At 72.8% G+C, this 20,781-nt stretch carries 25 protein-coding genes; 13 read left to right on the top strand and 12 right to left on the bottom strand.

The features are described 5' to 3' along the window. Nucleotides 1-16: 16 nt before the first annotated feature. Nucleotides 17-259 (bottom strand): hypothetical protein, encoded by a 243-nt coding sequence (locus tag ACIRRH_RS21820; RefSeq protein WP_403069809.1) that lies wholly within the window; start codon nucleotides 257-259, stop codon nucleotides 17-19. Beyond that, nucleotides 259-459, bottom strand: a complete 201-nt coding sequence (locus tag ACIRRH_RS21815; RefSeq protein WP_403069806.1) for a hypothetical protein — start codon at nucleotides 457-459, stop codon at nucleotides 259-261. Before ACIRRH_RS21815 ends, ACIRRH_RS21820 begins: the two co-directional genes overlap by 1 nt. 119 nt (nucleotides 460-578) lie before the next feature. Between ACIRRH_RS21815 and ACIRRH_RS21810 the strand changes: the two genes are divergently transcribed. The 4 genes from ACIRRH_RS21810 (at nucleotide 579) to ACIRRH_RS21795 (ending at nucleotide 3,084) form a co-directional block, all read left to right on the top strand. Continuing rightward, on the top strand, nucleotides 579-1,418 hold the full coding sequence (locus tag ACIRRH_RS21810; protein WP_403069803.1) for a Scr1 family TA system antitoxin-like transcriptional regulator: 840 nt from the start codon (nucleotides 579-581) through the stop codon (nucleotides 1,416-1,418). Continuing rightward, a complete protein-coding gene (locus ACIRRH_RS21805; RefSeq protein WP_403069800.1) occupies nucleotides 1,403-1,612 on the top strand; it encodes a DUF397 domain-containing protein in 210 nt (69 codons plus the stop codon). Before ACIRRH_RS21810 ends, ACIRRH_RS21805 begins: the two co-directional genes overlap by 16 nt. Nucleotides 1,613-1,849: 237 nt before the next feature. Beyond that, a complete protein-coding gene (locus ACIRRH_RS21800) occupies nucleotides 1,850-2,431 on the top strand; it encodes a peptidase inhibitor family I36 protein (RefSeq protein ID WP_403069797.1) in 582 nt (193 codons plus the stop codon). Between the two features lie 137 nt (nucleotides 2,432-2,568). After that, nucleotides 2,569-3,084 (top strand): DinB family protein, encoded by a 516-nt coding sequence (locus tag ACIRRH_RS21795; protein ID WP_403069794.1) that lies wholly within the window; start codon nucleotides 2,569-2,571, stop codon nucleotides 3,082-3,084. A 54-nt stretch (nucleotides 3,085-3,138) separates the two neighbouring features. Here the strand turns inward: ACIRRH_RS21795 and ACIRRH_RS21790 are convergent, their stop codons facing one another. After that, nucleotides 3,139-3,399 (bottom strand): hypothetical protein, encoded by a 261-nt coding sequence (locus ACIRRH_RS21790; protein ID WP_403069791.1) that lies wholly within the window; start codon nucleotides 3,397-3,399, stop codon nucleotides 3,139-3,141. A 39-nt stretch (nucleotides 3,400-3,438) separates the two neighbouring features. Beyond that, nucleotides 3,439-4,101, bottom strand: coding sequence for a GNAT family N-acetyltransferase (locus ACIRRH_RS21785; protein WP_403069788.1), 663 nt, complete (start codon nucleotides 4,099-4,101; stop codon nucleotides 3,439-3,441). A 471-nt stretch (nucleotides 4,102-4,572) separates the two neighbouring features. Here ACIRRH_RS21785 and ACIRRH_RS21780 point away from each other — a divergent pair, with 471 nt between their 5' ends. Beyond that, nucleotides 4,573-5,307: an NDP-sugar synthase gene (locus ACIRRH_RS21780; protein ID WP_403069785.1), complete on the top strand. Its 735-nt coding sequence runs from the start codon at nucleotides 4,573-4,575 to the stop codon at nucleotides 5,305-5,307. A gap of 197 nt (nucleotides 5,308-5,504) precedes the next feature. Here ACIRRH_RS21780 and ACIRRH_RS21775 read toward each other — a convergent pair whose 3' ends face one another. Beyond that, nucleotides 5,505-6,005 (bottom strand): peptidylprolyl isomerase, encoded by a 501-nt coding sequence (locus ACIRRH_RS21775; RefSeq protein WP_403069782.1) that lies wholly within the window; start codon nucleotides 6,003-6,005, stop codon nucleotides 5,505-5,507. Nucleotides 6,006-6,090: 85 nt separating this feature from the next. Next, nucleotides 6,091-7,197, bottom strand: a complete 1,107-nt coding sequence (locus ACIRRH_RS21770) for an RCC1 domain-containing protein (RefSeq protein ID WP_403069779.1) — start codon at nucleotides 7,195-7,197, stop codon at nucleotides 6,091-6,093. A gap of 370 nt (nucleotides 7,198-7,567) precedes the next feature. On the opposite strand from ACIRRH_RS21770, the gene ACIRRH_RS21765 reads away from it, so the two are divergent. Continuing rightward, nucleotides 7,568-8,170 (top strand): dihydrofolate reductase family protein, encoded by a 603-nt coding sequence (locus ACIRRH_RS21765; RefSeq protein WP_403069776.1) that lies wholly within the window; start codon nucleotides 7,568-7,570, stop codon nucleotides 8,168-8,170. 15 nt (nucleotides 8,171-8,185) lie between these two features. On the opposite strand, the gene ACIRRH_RS21760 is transcribed toward ACIRRH_RS21765, so the two are convergent. From ACIRRH_RS21760 to ACIRRH_RS21750, 3 genes are all read right to left on the bottom strand, one after another. Further along, a complete protein-coding gene (locus tag ACIRRH_RS21760; RefSeq protein ID WP_403069773.1) occupies nucleotides 8,186-8,764 on the bottom strand; it encodes a GNAT family N-acetyltransferase in 579 nt (192 codons plus the stop codon). A gap of 216 nt (nucleotides 8,765-8,980) precedes the next feature. Then, nucleotides 8,981-9,469: an SRPBCC family protein gene (locus tag ACIRRH_RS21755; protein WP_403069770.1), complete on the bottom strand. Its 489-nt coding sequence runs from the start codon at nucleotides 9,467-9,469 to the stop codon at nucleotides 8,981-8,983. A gap of 65 nt (nucleotides 9,470-9,534) precedes the next feature. Then, a complete protein-coding gene (locus tag ACIRRH_RS21750; RefSeq protein WP_403069768.1) occupies nucleotides 9,535-10,134 on the bottom strand; it encodes a putative glycolipid-binding domain-containing protein in 600 nt (199 codons plus the stop codon). A 160-nt stretch (nucleotides 10,135-10,294) separates the two neighbouring features. Here ACIRRH_RS21750 and ACIRRH_RS21745 point away from each other — a divergent pair, with 160 nt between their 5' ends. From ACIRRH_RS21745 to ACIRRH_RS21715, 7 genes are all read left to right on the top strand, one after another. Continuing rightward, nucleotides 10,295-11,695: an ATP-grasp domain-containing protein gene (locus tag ACIRRH_RS21745; protein WP_403069765.1), complete on the top strand. Its 1,401-nt coding sequence runs from the start codon at nucleotides 10,295-10,297 to the stop codon at nucleotides 11,693-11,695. Then, a complete protein-coding gene (locus ACIRRH_RS21740; RefSeq protein WP_403069762.1) occupies nucleotides 11,689-12,252 on the top strand; it encodes a GNAT family N-acetyltransferase in 564 nt (187 codons plus the stop codon). Before ACIRRH_RS21745 ends, ACIRRH_RS21740 begins: the two co-directional genes overlap by 7 nt. A 117-nt stretch (nucleotides 12,253-12,369) precedes the next feature. Next, on the top strand, nucleotides 12,370-13,323 hold the full coding sequence (locus tag ACIRRH_RS21735; RefSeq protein WP_403069759.1) for a DUF4331 family protein: 954 nt from the start codon (nucleotides 12,370-12,372) through the stop codon (nucleotides 13,321-13,323). A gap of 289 nt (nucleotides 13,324-13,612) precedes the next feature. Further along, nucleotides 13,613-13,978 (top strand): hypothetical protein, encoded by a 366-nt coding sequence (locus ACIRRH_RS21730; RefSeq protein WP_403069756.1) that lies wholly within the window; start codon nucleotides 13,613-13,615, stop codon nucleotides 13,976-13,978. A gap of 218 nt (nucleotides 13,979-14,196) precedes the next feature. After that, the gene (locus ACIRRH_RS21725; RefSeq protein ID WP_403069753.1) at nucleotides 14,197-15,297 is read left to right on the top strand and encodes a substrate-binding domain-containing protein; all 1,101 of its coding nucleotides are present in this window, start codon (nucleotides 14,197-14,199) and stop codon (nucleotides 15,295-15,297) included. Between the two features lie 35 nt (nucleotides 15,298-15,332). After that, a complete protein-coding gene (locus ACIRRH_RS21720; RefSeq protein ID WP_380770333.1) occupies nucleotides 15,333-16,124 on the top strand; it encodes an ATP-binding cassette domain-containing protein in 792 nt (263 codons plus the stop codon). Further along, nucleotides 16,121-17,374, top strand: coding sequence for a sugar ABC transporter permease (locus ACIRRH_RS21715; RefSeq protein WP_403069750.1), 1,254 nt, complete (start codon nucleotides 16,121-16,123; stop codon nucleotides 17,372-17,374). Before ACIRRH_RS21720 ends, ACIRRH_RS21715 begins: the two co-directional genes overlap by 4 nt. Nucleotides 17,375-17,413: 39 nt before the next feature. Here ACIRRH_RS21715 and ACIRRH_RS21710 read toward each other — a convergent pair whose 3' ends face one another. The 3 genes from ACIRRH_RS21710 to ACIRRH_RS21700 all read right to left on the bottom strand — a co-directional run bounded on the left by ACIRRH_RS21710 (nucleotide 17,414) and on the right by ACIRRH_RS21700 (nucleotide 20,533). Then, nucleotides 17,414-19,183: a DUF4157 domain-containing protein gene (locus ACIRRH_RS21710; protein ID WP_403069747.1), complete on the bottom strand. Its 1,770-nt coding sequence runs from the start codon at nucleotides 19,181-19,183 to the stop codon at nucleotides 17,414-17,416. Between the two features lie 346 nt (nucleotides 19,184-19,529). Continuing rightward, complete coding sequence (locus ACIRRH_RS21705) at nucleotides 19,530-20,084, bottom strand: hypothetical protein (RefSeq protein ID WP_403069744.1); 555 nt, start codon at nucleotides 20,082-20,084, stop codon at nucleotides 19,530-19,532. A gap of 14 nt (nucleotides 20,085-20,098) precedes the next feature. Then, nucleotides 20,099-20,533, bottom strand: coding sequence for an ATP-binding protein (locus tag ACIRRH_RS21700; RefSeq protein WP_403069741.1), 435 nt, complete (start codon nucleotides 20,531-20,533; stop codon nucleotides 20,099-20,101). Nucleotides 20,534-20,781 lie beyond the last annotated feature (248 nt).

The raw sequence follows: 20,781 nt of genomic DNA, 5'->3' as shown, positions 1-20,781 counted from the left end.
GACGCGGCAGAGGGGTTCAGTCGTCGAAGGTGAGGCGCTCGTAGCGCAGGCCCTTGCGGAGCAGGTCGACCATGCGCAGGAGGTCGAGCGGGCGGGCGGTGAGGCGCAGCAGGTAACTGCACGTCATGCGCCCGTCGTTCCAGTCGATTTCGAGGGTGGGGAGCTTGACGCCGCCGAGGGCGAGGACGGTGGTGAGGTCGTCCAGGACCTCGGCGGCCTGCCGGCGCTGCTCGACGGTCGCGCGGGAGAGGGTGGACATCACCGCTCCCCGGGCCGCTTGTGGACCTCGAAGGTGCGCCAGGCGCTGTAGGCGTCCCCGAAGAAGACGAACGAGGCGAGTTCGCCGGTGGGTTGGCGCAGCCACTCGCCGGTCATCTCGTTGCGGACCCGGTAGCGGTCGGCCTCGGTGTCCCAGCGGACGCCGTAGCCGGGGAAGCGGGGGGCTTGGTCGTGGGGCATGGGAAGGGAACCCTCTGCGATCGGAGTTTCACGCTCTGTGCACATGGTGGCGCAAGGTCACCTAGGATCGGAAGCGGCTTGCTACCTGCCAAGGGGCCACACGGAAGTTGAGAGCCACCATGAACAAGAAGAAGATTGACCCCGAGTCGAGCCCGTGGGCGCCTTTTGGAATCCAACTCCGCGCCTTCCGAGAGGCCAAGGACCTCCTCCAGGAGGAGCTGGCCCCGCTCATCGGGTGCTCCCCCTCGCACCTCTCCTACATCGAACTTGCGCACCGGCCTCCGAGTCGCAAGCTCGCCGAACTCTCCGACATCGCGCTCGACACGGGCGGCACCATGATGCTGATGTGGTATCAGCTGAAGAACGCCGCGATCCTGGAGGGCTTCCCGGAGTACTCCCGCTACGAGGCCCTTGCCGAAGAGATCAGGATCTTCGAGAACGACATCGTCAACGGGCTTCTGCAGACCCGGGCATATGCAACCGCGATCCAGATGGGATCCGTCAGGCAAGGCGGTTCAACCCTGAAACTGGCCGAGGAACGCATCGAATTCAGGCTCGCCCGGCAGCAAGTCCTGCAGCGAACTCCTCCGCCGCTCCTGCACGTGGTGCTGGACGAGTGCTGCATGAGGCGGATCGTCGGCGGACGTGACGTCATGGTCGAACAGCTACTGCACCTTGAGCAGCTGTCCACGCGCCCCAACGTAGTCATCCAGGTGGCTCCGTTCTCTCTGGGCGAGGACCGACCGTTCACGCACATGGCGGCCCTCCTTACCATGCCGAACCGCAAAGTTTTCGCTTATGGGGAGGTAGAGCAGCGCGGTTACATCGATCGCGATACCAAGTCGGTTGCCGCGCTAGTCAAGAGCTACGATCGGCTTGCGGTCGAGGCCCTTGGCCGGGCCGAATCGCTGGCTTTCATTCGTGCGGCAAGAAGGGACCTGGAGTGGATGTCGACCTGACGGAGGCTTCCTGGCGGAAGAGTTCGTACAGCGGCGCAAACGGCGGCCAGTGCATCGAGGTCGCCGACGGCTTCACCGGCGTCATGCCCGTACGCGACTCCAAGGACCCCTCCGGCCCGGCCCTCCTCTTCCCCTCCGCCGCCTGGCAGGCCTTCGTCACCGCCGTCCGCACCGGTGAGTTCGACGGCCGCTGACCACAGCCACCGGCCCCGCCGCCCCACCATGGGGGCGGCGGGGCCGAGGTGTACGTAGCTGCGCGTTGCGCAGGCGGGCGGCCAGGCTGTCGGGCTTCTTGCGGGGCCGGCCCGGACCGGTCCGGGCAACCGGCCGTACGCATTCCTACAAGACGCCGTTCCCCGCCCCGGACAGGATGGGCTTCCGAAGGACCCCGACAAGGAGGTTTCATGTTGAAACGCCTGAAAGTGGGAGCCATGAAGAAGCGCCTGCTCGCGGTGCCTCTCGCCGTGGCGGCCGCCCTGGCGGTCTGCGTCGCTCCCGCCGCGTCCGCCGCCACCGGCGCGAGCAGCACCAGCGCCGCCCGCGCGGACTTCTCGGCGCAGGCCCGGAGCCTCGGGCTGAACAGTGCCCAGGCCAAGAGCCTTCAGGCCCGGGCGGACGACTACCTCGCCAAGACACCCGGGGCGAGCCAGGTGGCCGCCAACAAGATCGCCCTGAACGGCGGCGAGTTGCTGCTCGCGCTGCCCGGGGAGGAGCGGGCCCGCGACCTCGCCGCCAAGGGCGACGCCAACACCCTGTCCGCAACCTGCCCGTACACCTACGTGTGCGCGTACAGCGGCACGAACTTCACGGGCGACAGCCTGCGCCTGTTCACCTGCAACTACCCGGTCCGCATCTACTGGTCCGGGACCGGGTCGTGGATCAACAACCAGCGGTCCACCCTGTACGCGAAGTTCTACGACGTCAACGGCAACCTCGGCTGGACCTCCCCAGGCGGCTACAGCGAGGACCGCGCGGCCCCCTGGGGCTGGGTCTACTGGCTCAGCCCCTGCTAGAACCGCCGGCCGCCGCCCCGACTGCGGCGGCCCGAGCGGGAAGTCGGCCCTGCCGGCTTCCTGCCCGGGCCCGGTCCACCAGGCCGCACGCATAAATCCGGTGCGCCCGTCGGACCGCCCCGGTAGCCTGCACCGCCATGGCATCGGAACTGGAACGCCCCCCACTCCAAGCGGACGAACGCACCGCGCTCATCGGCTGGTTGGACCTGCAGCGGCAGATCCTGCGCTGGAAGTGCGAGGGGCTGAGCGACGAGGACGCGCACCGCTCGGTCATCCCGACCTCGCCGACCATGACGATGGCCGGCCTCGTCTCACACATGCGCTGGACCGAACACACCTGGCTGGAGGTGCTGTTCCTCGGCGGCGACGAGAAGCAGAACCCGGCGTTCGACGAGTCGGTCGAGGACGCCGACTGGCACACCGACGGCCGCCCCCTCGCCGAACTGCTCGCGGAGTACGAGGCCCAGTGCGCCCGCAGCAACGAGATCGTCGCGGCGGCCTCCCTGGACGACACCGGCCGCCACCCCGGCTTCCGCAGCGGCGGCGCCAACCTCCGCTGGATGCTGACCCACCTCATCGAGGAGACGGGCCGGCACGCAGGGCACGCCGACATCGTCCGGGAGCTCCTCGACGGCTCGAAGGGCTACTACTAGCTGCAGTCAACTGCCCGGGACCGAAGTCCCGGGCAGTTCACGCAGCAGGCATCGTCATCCGGTCCGCCCGCTGACCGGAAGGGAAAGCCCCTGGCGCAGCGGGACGGCGTAGACGGGCTCCGGGCCGTAGGGCGTGAAGCCCAACTTGCGCAGGATCGGGCCGGACGTGGCCGCGTTCGCTTTGACCAGGGCCATCGTCACGCCGTGCGTCACCCCGTAGGACAGCCGGGCGTCGAGTACCGCCCGGTACACCCCCAGGCCCTGCCAGGACGGTGCCACGACCCCGCCCGACAGCCGCGCGACGCCGGCCGCCACCCCGTGGCGTTGCGGGCCGGGCGGTCCCCGGTGGCGGGGCTACTGCCCGCCGTTGTCGGCGGGCAGGCCGAACATCGGCAGGCAGGGCGCCAGCCCGTCGAGGGTGACGGGGACGCTGCACCGTGCCTGCCAGCGTTCCCGTGTCAGCCTCAGCCGTCGCTCCGTCACCGGCCGGCCGCGCACCACGTGGCGGGCGATGCCGTCGGGTTGGTAGCCGTGTTTGCGGGAGACGGCGAACGAGGAGGGGTTGTCCTCGAAGGCGCCCGACCTGGCCTCCGTCGCGTCGAGGCCAGCGAAGGCCAGGTGCAGGACGGCGGCGCGCATCTCGGTGCCGATGCCCTGCCGTTGGTGGCGTGTGCCGAGCCAGGAGCCGGTGCTGACCTGTCGTAGGACGGCGAAGTCGCGGGCGGCGAGGGTCTGCAGGCCGACGGCCCGGCCGTTCTCGAGGACGGCCAGGTTCAGGGCCCAGTCGTCCGGGGACCAGTTCCCGCGGCGCAGCCAGTGGTGCTGCACCACCGAGCGCGCCCGTTGCGCCGGGGGCAGGTCGGTCCACGGCACGAGGAAGGGCATGCGCTCCGGTTCGTGGACGCCTTCCGCGGCCAGTTCGGCCAGGGCGGCGAGTTCGTCGTCGGTGGGCAGGTGCAGTTCGAGGCGGGGGGTGGTCAGCCGCAGGCCCAGCAGCGGCCAGTGGTCGGTCAGCATGTGCCATTGTCGAAGACGGCGGCGGCTGCGGTCATCCGGTTTCCGGGCCCGGCCGGCCCTCGGAGCAGGAAGTCGGCCGGGCCGGCTTCCTGTTCCACCGCCCCGGTCACCGGCCGCAGGGTCCGGTGTGCCGTTGACCGCCGTGCGCGGCGAGGCCGGGTCCCGGACCGGCGGGTGGAGAGCTCGCCCGTCTGCGTGGTCGAGCGCCGCGGGCGGGCCCCGGGCCCTCGGTGGGCCGGGGGCGGCGGGGCGCGTGGCTCCGGTCCGTGCGGCCGCTGTGCCTCGGCCAGGGTGGCGGGGAGGGATTTCACGGTGAGTGGGTCGGGTATCTGTCTACGGCGCGTCGGGGCTGCCCGCGTCGCGTCCGTACGCTCCGCCCGTGTCTCGCGGCGGGTGTTCCGACGCTGTGCCGTCGCTCCCGGGAGGTCGGGGATGTGGTTGCCGGAGGCTCTTCCCAGGATCCGTCAGGCCGTGGTCCTCGCGGGTGGGCGCGGCAGGCGGCTCGCCCCGTACACGGATCTGTGTCCCAAGGCGATGGTCGAGGTGAAAGGCGCGCCGCTGTTGCGCCATCAGATCGAGTGGTTCGCCGGCGCGGGCGTGGAGACGGTGGTCGTCTCGGCGGGCTACCGCTCGCAGGTGATCACCGACTACGTGCGCACGGCGAGCCTGCCGATCCGCACCACCGTGGTCGTGGAGGACCCCGCGCGGGGGCGGGGCGGAGGGCTGAAACTCGCCGCCTGTGCGCTTCCGTCGCCACAGGAGCCGTGGTTCGCCGTCTACGGCGACATCTGGGCCGATTTTCCGCTCACCGCGCTGGGCGCTCATCACCTGCGGTGCGGGGCGCTGGCCACGGTCGCTCTGGTTGCGCCCCGGCTGCCCCGGGGCACGGTGGTCTGCGATGCGTCGGGGAGGGTCGCCGAGCTTGCCGCGCCGCCCCCGGCGGCCTGCACGGTCAACGGTGGCGTGTACGCCTTCGCGCCCGGTGTCGTCCCGCTGTTGCCGGATCGGGGGGACCACGCGGACACGACGCTTCCGTACCTGGTGCGGCTGCGGCAGCTGGCGGGATTCCGCGTCGGTGGCTTCTGGTGCGCTGTCAACACCTTGGGTGACCTGCGCGAGTTGCGGGCGTGCGTGGCGGCGCCGGCTCGGTCGGAGCAGAGCCGGCAACCGGCCGCGGTCAAGGGAGCGGATCCGGCTGCTCGTTGACGGTCTCCCCCATCGGCCGGGGAAGGCCGCGGGCCCGTCACGGTGACGGCGGCCCCTGGGGCCGGGTGGGCGCGGTGGCCGCCTGCCGGCGTCCCGCCCCCGCTGTGCGCCGGACCGCCCCGTCCTGCGGCCAGGGGCGCTCAGCCGTGTGAGCAGGAAGTCGGCCGGGCCGACTTCCTGTTCCACCGCTTCCCGGCCTACTCGACGATCTCGGCCTTCTCGATGATGACGTCCTCCTTGGGGACGTCCTGGTGGCCGGCCTTGGTGCCGGTGGGTACGGCCTTGATGGCGTCGACGACGTCCCGGCCTTCGACCACTTCGCCGAAGACGGTGTAGCCCCAGGCCTGGGTGTTCTTGGCGGTGTGGTTCAGGAAGTCGTTGTCGGCGACGTTGACGAAGAACTGGGCGGTGGCCGAGTGCGGGTCCATCGTGCGGGCCATGGCCACGGAGTACTTGGTGTTCTTCAGGCCGTTGTCGGCCTCGTTCTGGATGGGGTCGCGGGTCTTCTTCTGCTTCATGCCGGGTTCGAGTCCGCCGCCTTGGATCATGAAGTTGTTGATGACCCGGTGGAAGACCGTCCCGTCGTAGAACCCGTCCCGGACGTACTGGAGGAAGTTCTCCACCGTGGCCGGGGCCTTCTCCGCGTCGAGCCGGAGAACGATGTCGCCGTGGTTGGTGCTCAGCTTGACCTTCGACATGACTACCTCACTGTCTGCGTTGTGGTGGCTACGGAACGCTCACGGCATTGTGACAGGAGGTGCGGCTGGGCACCGTCAAGGCGCCTCAGTTGGCCAGACTGAAGTCGCCGCCGACGGGGGCGGCGAGTTTGTCGATGCCGGTGAGTGCGGTGAGGGTGGGTACCGGAGTCGTGCTGTCGCTGGTGGTGCCGTCGCCGAGCTGGCCGGAGCCGTTGCTGCCCCAGGAGTGCACGGTGCTGGTTCCCGACAGCGCCACGGTGTGCTCCCGGCCGCCGGCCACCAGCCGCACGCCCGTCAGGCCGGGGACCGTGACGGGGGTGGTGCGGAAGACCGTGGTGCCGTCGCCGAGCTGGCCGGCGGTGTTCTGGCCCCAGGCCTTGAGGCGGCTGTCGCCGTCGACCACGGCCATGCTGTGGTTGCAGCCGGCCGCGATCTGCCAGACGCCGCCCGACCAGGCGCCCTGTGTGGCGACCGGGGTGAAGCGGTTGATGGTGGTGTTGTCGCCGAGCTGGCCGGTGGCGTTGTAGCCCCAGGCCTTCACCGTGGCGCCGCTGCCCGGCTTGCCGACCAGGGCGAGGCTGTGGCCGGCGCCGGCGGCGATCGCGCTCGCCCCGGTCAGGCCGGCCACCGGCGCCGGGACGCCTCTGCTCGCCGAAGTCCCGTCCCCGAGCTGGCCGCTGCTGTTGTAGCCCCAGGCCCACACGGTGCCGTCCTCGCGCAGCGCCAGGCTGTGGTGGAGGCCGGCGGCGATGGCGACGACCTTGGCCAGGCCCTCGACCCGCACCGGGACGCTGCTGTCGGCGCCGGTCCCGTTGCCGAGCTGGCCGTGGTGGTTCTGCCCCCAGGCCGCCACGGTGCCGTCGGCGAGCAGGGCGAGGCTGTGTGCGCCGCCGGCGGCGATGTCGGTGGCGTCGGAGAGGTTGACCACCTGGCCGGGCACGTTGTGGCTGAACACCGTGCCGTCGCCGAGCTGGCCCGAGCCGTTGACGCCCCAGGACTGCACCGTACGGTCCGTCAGCAGGGCCAGCCCGTGGCCGGCGGAGGAGCCGAACCCGCCGGCGGCGATCTTCGCCACCTCGGCGCTGGTGAGCCCGAGCACGGCGGTGGCCGTGGTGCGGAGGTCGGCCCAGGTGCCGTCCCCGAGCTGGCCGGAGCGGTTGTTGCCCCAGGACTTCAGGCGCTTCTCTGCCATGCGACGATGCCTCTTTACTGATACGACAATAAGTCAAATCGTCGATACGTCAGGCCGGTTGACGATTCCACGATCATGGACCGACGCTACCCACGCGCCCGCCACCGGCATGTGGAACGCCAACGCCGGCCACTCGATCGGGTGACGACACCCCCGCGCTCCGGCCCCGCCGGCGCTCCCCGCTCCCCTGCCGTGGTGCGCCCGGCCCGCCGCCTCCCGTGTCGGCGGCCTGCGTGCGCGGGGCAGCACACGAAAGACCGTCGCGCCGGTGCCGTGGCGGCCCCCTGGGGGGATGACCGGCACAGCCCGTCCGGGCTCCGCCCTTTTGTCGGACCCGCGTTCTAGTCTGCACGGACAAGGGAGGTGCGACATGGGCGGCACGGGCAGGCTGGTCGTGGCGATGCAGGTGTCGGCGGACGGCTTCGTGGACAGCGAAGTTCCCGGAGCCGACTGGCAGTTGTGGAACTGGGGGCCCGAGTGGCCGTGGAGCGCGGATCTGCGGGCCTCGTTCAACGCACTGCTGGCGGGGGCCTCGGGCATCCTGCTGAGCCGGCCGATGACCGACGAGGGGTACCTGGGGCACTGGGAGCGGATGGCCGCCCTGCACCCCGGCGACGGGGACTGGGAGTTCGCCCGGGCGATCGGGGCGCTGCCGAAGTTCGCGGTGTCCCGGGCGGGCCGGCCGCGGCAGGAGTGGCCGCGCACCGAGGTGCTCACCGGGGAGCTCGCGGACACGGTGGCGCGGGCGAAGCAGGCGGCGGGCGGGCGGCTGCTGTGCTTCGGCGGTGCGGGGCTGGTGGCCGCGCTGCTGCGCGAGGGACTGGCCGAGGAGCTGCGGCTGTTCGTCAATCCCGGGTTCGCGGGGGAAGGCAGCCGGGTGTCCGGGCCGTGGCTGGTGGAACACGGGTACCGGTCGGGCGGGGTGTCGGCGTACGGGTGCGGGGTGGTGGAGAGCCGCTGGTCACGGGAGTAGCGGGCGGCCGCACGGTCAAAGGGTCTTGACGGTGCGGTGGTGGCCGGGGCCCGGCCGGTAGCCCAGAGCGGCGTTGACGGCGAGCATGGGCGCGTTGGCGGCCTCGACCTCGGTGTGCAGGAGCCGCAGGCCGTCGTCGAACAGGCGGCGGGCGGCGTGGAGCTTCAGCGCCCGGGCGAGTCCCCGTCCGCGCCAGGGGCGTTCGACGGCGGTGTGGTCGACGTGGCCGGTGTGCGGGTCGGGGGTGGCGCGGACGGCCGTCACGGCGACGATCCGCCGCCCGTGCTCGGCGAGCAGGACCCAGTGGGCGCGGAAGCCCTCGCCGCCGAGGGCCTCCGCGCGCCAGGTGTCGAAGTCCGGGAGCCGGTCGGCGAATCCGGGGTTGTCCGCCACGGTGTCGCCCTGGAGCCGGTACAGCTGCCGCTCCGCCTGCGGGGCGCGGGTGGTGGCGAGGGTGGTGACGGCGATGCCGTCGATGTCCGCGGGGGCGGGCAGGGCCGGGGTGAGGCGGGCGGTCGCGGAGACGAGGTGGGCGTCGACGGCGTGCCCGCGCCGGCGCAGCACCCGCAGGTGTGCGGCCCGGTCGTCGGGCACCTCGCCGAGCAGCCGGCGTGCGCCCGCCTCGCGGGCCCAGCTGGCGGCCCGTCGGGCGGCGCGCAGCGGGGCGAGCCCGGCGGTCCGCTCGGGGTGGAGCGCGGCCTTCTCCCCGTACGGGGCGAGGACCCGGGCGGCGAGGTCGGGGGCGGGGTCGTCGGACGGGTCGGGGCCGGTGGCGATGCGGGCCAGGTGCGGGGGCCCGGGGCCCGGGGCTCACGCCGCGCCGAAGTGCCGCTTGGTGTCGGCGATCAGTGTCCGCAGGAACGCCGTCCCGGGCAGGTCGGTCAGTGCCGCGGGGCGGCGCAGCAGTGGGGTCGGCTCGTAGGCGAAGGTCCAGGTGAAGCGGGCGCCGCCGGCGGGCAGGGGCTCGACCAGGTAGTCCTCGCCGAAGCGCCGGTACAGCGGCAGGCTGGCCTGGGTAACGCAGAACGCGTGCCGCCTGCCCTCCTCCCAGTGCACGAACTCCTCGCGCAGGTGCAGCATCCGAAGCGCCGTGATCTCCCGGGTCGTGCCGACGCCGTGCGGCGCCGGCGAGGTGTAGCGCCCGCCGGCCAGGCCCCGGCACCAGGACAGCGGCGCCGCCCCGGCGAGCCCCTGCCACACGCTCGGCGGCGCGACCGGCAGGTCCATCCGGAAGCGGTGGCGGTGCGGCGCGGTGTCGAAGAAGGACGCGTCGAAGCGCTCCAGTGCGAACCAGGGCATCGGGGCCTCCTCGTGCGGATCGGGGAACTGCCCGAGCGTATCGGGCGTGGAAACCGGGCGCCCCGTCAGGCGGTGCGCCGGGCCAGGCCCGGGTAGTCGGCGACCAGGCCGTCCGCGTCCAGCAGCAGGTCCGCCCGGTAGTCGCCGGAGGCGTAGCGGACGGTGGCGCCCCCGTCCTCGTGGCGGCGCAGGTGGGTGTAGGTCTGGCGGGAGGGCACGACCACCAGCTCGGGCACGCGGATCCAGGCCATCAGGAAGTGGTGCTCGCCCGGCTGCCGGTGCAGGGCGTGGCGCAGCACGGGCGGGGTGTTGGTGAGCGGGGACAGGCCGAGGTCGCAGTCGAGGGCGCCGGTGAGGTCGGGGCGCGGGGTGCCGTCGACGCTCCATTGGCCGGTGGTCTCGTCGCGGCGCAGGTCGAGGGTGCGGGTGGTGTCGGGGGTGCGGGCGGTGACGTGCATGCGGCGGGTGGTGAAGCCGTCGCCGGTGTCGAGTTCGTAGTCGAGCCAGTACGGCGTGGGCTGGGCGGCGGCGACGCGGCCGCGGGCGGTCAGGGCGGTGGGGCCGAGGGCGATCCAGGAGGTCTCCAGGCCGGCGGTCTCGGTGACCCGCCAGGTGGGTGCGGCGGTGCGGTCGGCCTGGCCGGTGCGGTCGGTGCGGCTGTTCATTCGTGCACGGTACTGCCGGCCGCCGACAACGGCCCCGGCGGGCCGTCAACGCGGGCGGTTCCTTCGTACGGGTGAAGGCCGGGCGGGGTGTGCCACGTGCGGGGCGGTGTGGGGGATGCGGTGGCGGCGGGCCTCGTCGCGGGCTCTCCATAATCGCGTGGTGATCACATCCTGTGACGAAGCGGTGGCCCGGTTGCGGGCCGTTCCCGGGCTGTCGTGCTGCGCCCGTCCCCTGTTCGTGCTGCCGTTGCTGCGTACCGGCTGCCTGTCCGCGGTGGTGAGCGTGGAGGGCGCGGACGCGGGCTGGGAGGGCGAGTTCGGAGCCCGGTTCCATGCGCTGGAGCCGGACAGCGGGGTGCGCGACCACACCTCGCTGGGGGCCGGCGTCCATGAGGTGCTGCGCCGGATCGCCGCCGCCGGCAACGGCGGTACGGGCGGGGGCTGGCGGGGCCGGGAGCTGGCGCTGCTGCCCTACACGGCGATGAAGCCCGAGTGGCGCGCGGCGCTTGACGCGCTCGGCACCCGTCTGGAGGAGCCGCCCTCGCGCCTGGTCCTGCCGGTGCTGGGCGACAAGCGGGCCCAGCGCGCGTGGCTGCGGTCGGTGGGCGCCGTGACCCCGTCCGACGCGGTGGTCCCGGTGCTCGACCACCGGGAGCTGCGCCGCCGCTTCGGCGACCGCTACGTGGTGCAGACCCCGATGGGCTCCAGTGGCAGGGGCACCCACCTGGTCACCGACGAGGCGCACCTGCGTCCGATCCGCCGGGTCGGCGGCGGGCCCTGGCTGGTGAGCGGCTATGTCGAGGGCGTGGCGGTCAACCTGCACGTCCTGGTCTCGGCGGACAGCACCGTGCGGGTGCTGCGCCCGTCCGTGCAGCTGACCCGCGTCGAGGGTATCGGCGCGCCGTTCGGCGCCTACTCCGGCTGCGACTTCGCGGCCCCCGCTCTGCTGCCGCCGCTCGCCCTGGCCCGGGCCGGCGCCGTGGCCCGGCGCATCGGGGAGGCGCTGGCCGCGCTCGGCTACCGGGGCCTGTTCGGCGCCGACTTCGTCCTGGACGGCGAGCGCCCGCTGCTGCTGGAGCTCAACTGCCGGATGCAGGGCTCGACCTGGCTGCTGGGCGAGCTCGAACTGGCCGAGCACGCGCTGCCGTCCGCGCTGCGCCACGTCCTGGAGCTCTACGGCCACGCCACCGGTGGCGAGCCGCGCACCGATGCGGCGGGTGCCGTGCAGCTGGTGGTGCGGCACACCGGCGGCCCGGTGCGGGTGGCGGCCGCGCCCGGCGGCGGCCTGCACCGGCTCAAGGACGGGCGGCTGCAGTACTGCGGCGCCGGTTTCGGCCTGCTGGAGTGCGGCCCGGACGACTGCGTACTGCTGCAACTGCCCTCCCCCGGCACGGTGTTGCTCCCCGGGGTGCCGCTCGTGCGGATCGTCGCGCGGCACACGCTGACCACCCCGGACGGCAGCGCGCTCACCGCGCCCGGACGGCAGCTGGTGGACGTCCTGCGCGCGGGCTTCGTCCTCGAACCCCTCGAGGAACCCGTCGGGTCCGCGGCAGCATGGTGAACCCGCCTCCCGTCCCGCTGTACGTCCGTCCCGCGGTGCCCGCCGACCTGCCCCGGCTGGCCGCCCTGCGTGCGGAGGCCGCCGCCTGGATCGCCCTGGAGCACGGCTCGGCCCAGTGGTCGGCCCCGTACGACGCCGAGCGCGGCCTGGCGCTGATCGCCCGCGGCGCGACGGTGGTCACCGCGCTGGCTCCGCACGGCGAGGCCGTCGCCACCGCGACGCTGCGTCCCACCGGCAGCCCCCGCCTGTGGAGTGGCGAGGAACTCGCCTGCCCGGCCCGCTACTTGAGCTCCTTCACGGTGGACCGCCGGTACGCCGGTCACGGCATCGGCGCCCGTCTGGGCGACTGGGCCGCCTGGCGGGCCGCGCGGGCGGGCGCCGGGTTGCTGCGGGTGAACGTGTGGAGCGACAACACCGCCCTGCACGCCTACTACCGTGCGCAGGGCTGGCGTTGGGTGCGCACCGTGGCCGGCAGCCGCAGCGGCGCCCTGTTCGAGCGCGCCACGAGCGCGGTGGCGCCGGCGCAGGTCCACGAGGCGGACCGCCTGCGGGTGTGAGCCGCGCCTGCCGTCCGGACGGCGCAGCGGGGCGGGCCGGGGCCGCTCGGGCGTGCTAGCAATGACCGCGGGGGGCGGGGGGTGTCCATGCGGAGCACTCGTAGCCGGGAGACCGTCGTGTCGCACCACCTCAGCGGACCGAACCTGCGCTCACCCGAGGGTGACGCGCGCCTGGATCTGACCGACCTGTTCGCGTTCGCCGCGCCGCAGCCGGGCCGGACGGTGCTGATCATGAACGTCAACCCGGTCGCGCCGAGCGGCGGGCAGGCCTTCCACCCGCAGGCGGTGTACCGGATCGACATCGACACCGACGGGGACCGGCGGGCCGACCTCGCCTACAGCTTCACCTTCTCCGAGCCGGCGGGCGGCGCGCAGACCATGACGGTGCGGCGCGCCACCGGCGAGGGGGCGCGCGGGTACGAGGCGACCGGCGAGGTGCTGGTGTCCGGGGCGCCGGTGAGCTTCACGGATGAGCCGGCGGTGGTGGAGGCGGGGGCGTACCGGGTGAGCGCGGGGCTGCGCAGCGACCCGTTCTTCGCGGACCTGGACGGGATCGTGAAGGGCTTCCAGTGGACGGGGGTGGACTGGGGTGCGGACAAGAACGTGTTCGGGATCGTGTTGGAGGCGCCCGACGCGGCGTTCGGCGAGGCGCCGGAGATCGGGGTGTGGGCGCGGGTGAGCGTGCGCAGGGACGGGGGGCTGGTGTCGGTGGACCGCGGGGCGCATCCGTCGCTGACGGCGTACTTCAACGAGGAGGACGTCAAGGACGCGTACAACGCCGGGGAGCCGGTGGACGACTGGGAGAACTACCGCGAGCCGTGGACGGCGAAGTTGCAGCACTTCGGCGGGTACACCACGGACGCGGCCCAGGCGCAGCTGCGGGTGATCCTGCCGGACGTCCTGCGCTACGACCGCTCCCGTCCGGCCGGCTACCCGAACGGGCGCACGCTGACGGACGACGTCACCTCGGTGCGGCTGACGATGCTCACCGACGGGCAGGTCGCCGGCGACCACATCGGCCCGCACACCGATCTGCTGCCGGCCTTCCCGTACCTGGGCCACCCGCACTGAGGGGCCACCCGTACTGAGGGCCGGGGCGTCTGCCCGGTCCGCCCGCCCTGTGGACGTGCCTGCCGCCGCGCGGCGTGCGGCCCGTAGGGTGGCGGCATGTCTGTGGAGCTGCCGGCGCTGGTCGCCGGGGCCGCCGCGCTCCCCCTTCCGTAGCGGGGTCTTGGGCTCGCGGGGCAAGCAGGCGCGCCCCTGTCAGATGTCAGGGACCGCTGCGGGCGCGGGATTCCTAGGCTGACGGGCACCGGGCGGATCGATCGTCCGTCCTCGTACCAGCCAAGGGAGAACCACCATGCGCAGGATCACCCACGCCGTCGCCGCCCTGGCCCTGGCCGCCGCGGCCCTGACCACGATGGGGGCCGGCAGCTCCGGCGCCGCGGACGGCGACTGGGCGGGTTGCCCGTCGGGCGCGGTCTGCGTCTACCCGCAGGGCCAGGACCCGGCGGTCCGCCCCAGTGCCGTCTACTGGAGCTACGGCGCGCACAACCTGAGCGGCCAGTACGGCATGCACTGGGTGCTCAACAACCAGACCGGTGGCGCGCACGCCCACCTGTGCCGCGGCTCGGGCGGCGCCGACTGCGTCTACGACCTCTCCTCCCCGAAGGGCGTCTACTACGACCTGGGGCCGATCAACTCGATCACGCTCGACCGTCCCTGACGTACCGTCAGGCCTGAGCAGGGAGTGCCCGCCGCACGGGGGACCGGCGGGCGCTCCCGTTTTTCGTGCACCCTTCCCCTGAAGCGTGTTCACGAAGATAACGAGTGGAGATGGATTCCAGGCAGTCTGGTTTTACTTATTGACGTCATGTACGCGCCCAGGGTTGACTCCCCCCACCCCGCCGCGAAGCCGCGGCGACCCCAGGGAGAGGCACCCTTATGAACGCCGTCCTGCGTCGCGCCCTCGTCTCCACCGTGGGCCTCGCGCTGACCCTGTCCATGACCGCCGCCTGCGGGAAGGCCGGCGGCGCCAAGAACGAGGCATCCGCCTCCTCCGGCAACCCGAACGCCATCGGCCTGCTGCTGCCCGAGAACGCCTCCTCCGTGCGCTACGAGTCCTTCGACCGGCCGTTCATCGAGGCCAAGGTCAGGGCCCTGTGCGCGCAGTGCAAGGTGCTGTACAACAACGCCGAGGGCAGCGCCGCCAAGCAGAAGCAGCAGTTCGACACCCTGCTCACCCAGGGCGTCAAGGTGATCATCCTCGACCCGTACGACGCCGACTCCACCCAGGGCTGGGTCCAGGACGCCGCCGCCAAGGGCGTCAAGGTCCTCGCCTACGACCGCCTGGCCGGCGGCCCGATCGCCGCCTACACCTCCTTCGACAACGAGAAGGTCGGCGAACTCCAGGGCCAGGCCCTGCTGGACGCACTCGGCGCACAGGCCGCCGAGGCGAACATCGTCATGATCAACGGCGACGAGGCCGACCCCAACTCCGCGCAGTTCAAGTCCGGCGCGCACAAGGTCCTCGACGGCAAGGTCAAGAAGGTCGTCTACGAGCAGTCCGGGCAGTGGAGCCCCACCGTCGCCGGGCAGAAGATCTCCGCCGCCGTCACCGAGTTCGGCAAGAACGGCTTCCAGGCCGTCTACTCCGCCAACGACGGCATGGCCGCCGCCATCATCACCCAGCTCAAGGGCGCCGGCATCAAGGTCCCCGTCGGCGGCCAGGACGCCGCCCTCGACGCCATCCAGCGCATCGTGAACGGCGACCAGGCGTACACCATCTACAAGACCTACCGCCCGCAGGCCGAGTCCGCCGCCGAACTGGCCGTCGCCCTCCTCCAGGGCAAGGACGTCAAGACCATCGCCACTTCCAGCGTCGACAGCGCCACCGCCAAGAACATCCCCACCAAGCTGCTGGACGCCAAGATCGTCACCAAGGACACCATCGCCTCCACCGTCCTGGCCGACGGCATCTACAAGGTCTCCGACATCTGCACCGCCGACTACGCCGCCGCGTGCGCCGCCGCCGGCCTCAAGTAGCCTCAAGCACCCCGTCCCCCAAGGTGGTCGTTCCCGTGACAGGCGCACCCGTCCTCCAGCTGCGCTCGGTCTCCAAGCGCTTCGGGGCCGTCCAGGCCCTCACCGACGTCGACCTCACCGTCCACGCCGGCGAGGTGCTCGCCCTCGTCGGCGACAACGGCGCCGGCAAGTCCACCCTCGTCAAGACCATCGCCGGCGTCCACCCCGTGGACGAGGGCACCCTCACCTGGCACGGCGAGCCGGTCCGCCTGGCCCGCCCCCAGGACGCCGCCGCCCTCGGCATCGCGACCGTCTACCAGGACCTCGCGCTGTGCGACAACCTCGACGTCATCGCCAACCTCTTCCTCGGCCGCGAGAAGCGCCGCCGCGGCCTGCTCGACGAGGTCGCCATGGAGCAGCACGCCCGCCGGCTGCTGGACACCCTCGCCATCCGCATCCCCGACGTGCGCACCCCGGTGGCCGCGCTGTCCGGCGGGCAGCGGCAGGTGGTGGCCATCGCCCGCGCCCTGGTCGGCGAACCGGCCCTGGTGGTGCTGGACGAGCCCACCGCGGCGCTCGGCGTCGAGCAGACCGCCCAGGTCCTGGACCTGGTGGAGCGGCTGCGCGAGCAGGGCCTGGCGGTCGTGCTGGTCAGCCACAACATGGCCGACGTACGGGCGGTGGCCGACACCGTCGCCGTGCTGCGCCTGGGCCGCAACAACGGCGTCTTCCCGGTGGCGGGCACCACCCAGGAGCAGATCGTCGCCGCGATCACCGGAGCCACCGACAACGCCCACGCCCGCCGGGCCCGCCGCACCGAGCACACCGAGGAGGCCGAGGCCGTATGAGCGCCCCCGAAGCACCCGCCACCCCCTCTCCGGTCGCCGACCCGCGGCTGCACCCGCCCGCGCAGGGCTGGGCGGGCCGGGCGCAGGCCGCCCGACGGCGCCTGGCCTCCGGCGAGCTCGGCTCGCTGCCGGTCGTCGTGGGCCTGGTCGTCATCGCCGTCGTCTTCCAGTCCGTCACCCACCACTTCCTGCAGGCCGACAACCTCACCAACATCACCCGCTTCATCGCCGGCCCCGGCCTGATCGCGGTCGGCGTCGTCTTCGTGCTGATCCTCGGCGAGATCGACCTCTCCCTCGGCTCGGTCGCCGGCGCGAGCGCTGCCATCGCGGCGGTGCTGGCGGTGCGCCAGGGGTGGAGCGAGTGGGTGGCGATCCTCGCCGCCCTGGGCGCGGCCTGCGTCATGGGCCTGCTGCACGGCCTGTTCTTCGCCCGCGTCGGAGTGCCCGCCTTCGTGGTCACCCTCGCCGGGATGCTCGCCTGGAGCGGCCTGCAGGAGTGGGTCCTGGGCGACGCCGGCACCGTCAACAACCGCCACGACGGCGTCGTCGCGAGCCTGGACACCACCTTCCTCGGCGACGGCGACATCGCCTACGCCTGGGGCCTGGCCGTCCTCGCCCCCGCCCTCTACCTGGCCGCCCGCCTGCACACCGCCCGCCGTCGGCGCGCCGCCGGCCTCACCGCACCGCCGGCCGCCGACAGCGCGATCCGCGCCGGGGCACTGGCCGTCCTCACCCTCGCCACCGCCTACACCCTCAACCAGGACCGCGGCCTGCCACTGTCCCTGGTCGTCCTGCTCGGCGCCGTCCTCGCCACCGACTTCGTGCTGCGCCGCACCCGCTACGGGCGGCAGGTCTTCGCCGTCGGCGGCGGCGTCGAAGCCGCCCGGCGCGCCGGCGTCAACGTCGCCCGGGTACGGATCTCCGTCTTCGTGCTCTCCGCGTTCCTGGCCGGCCTCGGCGGCCTGTTCTACGCCTCCCAGCAGGGCTCCGCCGACAAGCAACTGGGCAGCGGCAACGTGCTGATGAGCGCGATCGCCGCGGCCGTGATCGGCGGCACCAGCCTCTTCGGCGGCCGCGGCAAGACCTGGTCGGCGCTGCTGGGCATCCTCGTCATCCAGTCCATCACCACCGGCCTGGACATGGTCCACGCCGCCCAGGCCATCCAGTACATGATCACCGGCGCGGTGCTGCTGGCCGCCGTCGTCCTCGACTCCCTCACCCGCCGCACCCGCAGCAGCGGCCGCGGGTAGCCCGGGCCGGGGCCCCCGGCGCGTGCCCGGGGGCCCCGGTCAGGAGAAGGTGATCTCCAGCCAGGGGCTCATCATGATCCCGGACGCGCCACCCGGCTGCCGGGCCAGCTCCGCCTGGGCGGCCTGCAGGTTCTGGCCCGGCCCCTGCCAGAACGTGTACGGCCCGCCGGCGTTCTCGGGAGGGATCAGCGCCCAGTACTGGTAGTGCGTCAGGGTGAGGTAGACGCGCTTGGTGACGTAGTCCAGCACCACCTTGACGTTGTGCTCCCAGTCGCTGCCCGTACCGGTGTACTCGGCGAAGCCGCGGGGAGCGGTGGCCGCGTTCTGGACCGAGGAGCCCGCGCCGGACTGCGAGTTGGCGCCGTAGTGGGTGTGCAGCGGCCCGGCGTGCGCGGGCACGTCCGCCGGGTCGAACCGGTTGTCGGGGAGTCTGCCGTAGTCGTCCTGGTGCCAACTGCGCAGCGTCCCCGGCTGGTTGGGGCTCTTGTCGCGTACCGCCTGCTGCGCCGGGGTCCGCTCGTCGATCACCGGTCGCTGCTGCCCCTCGTCGGGCGCCTCCAGCTGGTAGCGCACGTCGAAGACGAGGTTGAGCAGCGGGCGCGGCAGCATGTCGACGGCCTGCTTCAGCGTCAGCTTCGTCAGCGGCAGGTTCCCGCCGCCCCGTGCGTGGCTCTGGAGCCTGGGCTGCTCCTGCGGGGCGTCCCCGGCGACGACCGGGCCCAGTGACCGGGCGGTCTTCTCCCGCATCGTGTCGTCGTTCCCCCAGTAGGGCTCCGTGTTCCCGGACAGGGAGGTGTGGTAGTAGCCGGTGTCCGCGGTGCTCGGCTCCGTCGCGTACCGGGTGTCCGCGTTCGGCACCGGGACCATGGCGCCCGGCCCGTCCTCGTGGTCCGGCGGGTTGTGGTCGGAGACGTAGACCTGCTGGGTCTCCAGGAAGGTGTTCACCGCTGCGACGAGCGCGGTGGTCAGCCGCAGGGCCTCCGGCACGTCGAGGGTGGCGGGCTTGAGCCTCTCCCTGATCGCGGCGAGCCTCGCCTTGAACCCGCCTGCGGGGTCGAGCTTGTGGGCGCGGTTCACCTCGTCCTGCACGGCGATCGCCAGGTAGCGCGCGAGCTGGGGCGCGGTGAGCGGCTGCTCCTCGGTGGCGCCCACTCCCCGCGCGTACATACCGGGGGTGACCTTGACGATCCGCTGCACGGCGGCCGGTCCGCCGGCCTGCGCACGCGCGGTGGCGCCGGGGCCGGAGTCGTACGTCCCGGCCGGGTGCCCCGCCATGACGCGCCGCGCGGTGGCCTCGGCCTCCCGTTCGAACCGGTCGGCGGGGTCGGAGACCTTCAGACCGGCCCCGTTGTCCGTCCCTGCGACGGCGCCCCGGCGCTGCTGGATCACATGGACGAGCTCGTGGGCCAGGGTGTGCCGGTCCGCGCCGCCCGCGCCGACGACGACGTGGCTGCCCGAGGTGTACGCCCGCGCTCCCACCTCGGCCGCGGAGGACCGGGCCGCCGGGCCGCTGTGGATCCGCACGTCGGAGAAGTCGGCACCGAGCCGGGCCTCCATGTCGGTGCGGACGGCCTCGTCCAGGGGCCGCCCGGGGGCGCGCAGCACGTCATGGACGGCGGAACGCTGCACCTCGGGCTGCCCGTCGTGGCCGGCCCGGCGCAGCATCTGCACCACGGCCCGGTTCCCGGCGGCCGCCTGCTGGGCCATGGGGCTCCAGGGAGCCGCCGCCGCCCGCGGCCCGGCGGGCTGCCGGTCCGGCTCCCTGTTCGTGGCGGTGCCGGTCGTCCTCGCCCTGTTGCGGTCGTGCATGCGTTCCCCATCCGACGGCGGCATTCGGCTCCTCCCCCTCCTGGATACCGGGCGGCCGGCCACCCGCACCAGAGACGCCGGGGCAGTCCCGGGGGACGAACGGTTGCCCCGGCGTGTCCCCGGAAACGCCGGGGCGAAGGCGTGCCGCCATTGCCGTCGGCGACTGGCGGCCCTGGGTACCGACTGCCCACCCGCGGGCGGTTCGGCCGCGGGTGGGCAGGAAGTCGGCGGGGGCGACTTCCTGCGTGCCGGGTAAAGCACCAGACCCCGGCCCACCCGACCAACGCAGCCCAGGCCGCACCCATCTCGCCCCCGGGATGCGCAGGAAGTCGGCGGAGTCGACTTCCTATGCGTGGGTGGTGGCTTGGGCGCGGCAGTGGGTGAGGGCGCACTTGAGGCGCGGGTCGGGGTTGGGGATGGCGGTGAGGAGTTCGCCGGCGGTGGTGAGGGTGGCCCAGTAGGTGGTGGGGTCGCCGGTGCGGGGCAAGGGGCGGGTGGCGGCGAGGGAAAGGTAGGCGGCGGTGAGGTTGCCGGTGGTGAACCAGCGGGTGAGGCCGTGCTGGTGGCCGGGGCGGATGCCGCCGATGGCGTCGATGGCGGTCTGGAAGAGGTCGACGACGGCGAGTTCGGTGGGGTTGAGGGTTTTGGGGATGTCGAAGACGCCGAGGGCTTCGAGGAGTTCGCCGGTGTCGTCCTCGGAGTCGGGGCGGGGGTCGGCGAGCAGGGCGTCGTGGCAGTCGGCCAGGCGGAGGGTGGTCTCGGCGGCGGGGATGTCGAGCGCGTGGCAGACCGCTCGGGCGCAGGTCAGGGGCTGGTGGCCGAGGCGGGCGAGGAGCGCGTAGGTGGTGGCGGGGGTGGCGCCACGGGAGAGGGTGTGGCGGGCGAGGGCGGAGAGATTCATGGGGGTTCGGGCTTTCAGACGGTGACGAGAGCAGGAGCGGGCATGGGGGCGACGAGGGCCCAGACGAACTTGCCGATGCCGCCGGGTCGGGAGGCACAACCCCAGCGTTCGGCAAGCTGGTCGACGAGGAACAGGCCGCGTCCGTGCTCGTCGTCCGGCGCAGCGGCCCGGAGGGACGGTCGCCCGCTGCCGGCATCGTGAACCTCCAACCGCAGACGGGAATTGACCAGGGAGAAGCGGACCTCGATGAGCCGGTCGTCGGGCGCGTCGCAGTGCTGGACCGCATTGGCGAACAACTCTCCCAGGAGCAACTCGGCGGTGTCGCCATGACGTTCGCCCGAGGGGAGCCCGCAGAGGTAAGCGCGGAGCATGTACCGCGCGAGCGGCGTGGATCCGGTCCGCGAGTCGAGGCGCGCGACGAACATGCAGGGGCGACTGGCAGTGAGCATGGGGGACCTCAGAGGGGCGGAAGAAGGTGCACGAAAAGAAGCGCGAAGTCACGCTGCGCGCGTGCTGATCCAGTGTCATCCAGCTGCCGACTTGCGCGACTTGGACGCAGATGGGACCACCGCTCGGGATTCCGCACGTCAGACATAGAACCTCCGCAGGTCGCGCTGCGTTTCCGGTGGATCACCAGGCGTAGCCATGGTGACGTGAAAGCCCCTACGATTTCCAGCGTCTTACCTTTGACAGCAAT

This window comes from Kitasatospora sp. NPDC101235 (assembly GCF_044767505.1).
GTDB lineage: Bacteria > Actinomycetota > Actinomycetes > Streptomycetales > Streptomycetaceae > Kitasatospora.
Note: the sequence above shows the minus strand (reverse complement) of the source record. Positions and strands in the feature narration are given on the sequence as shown.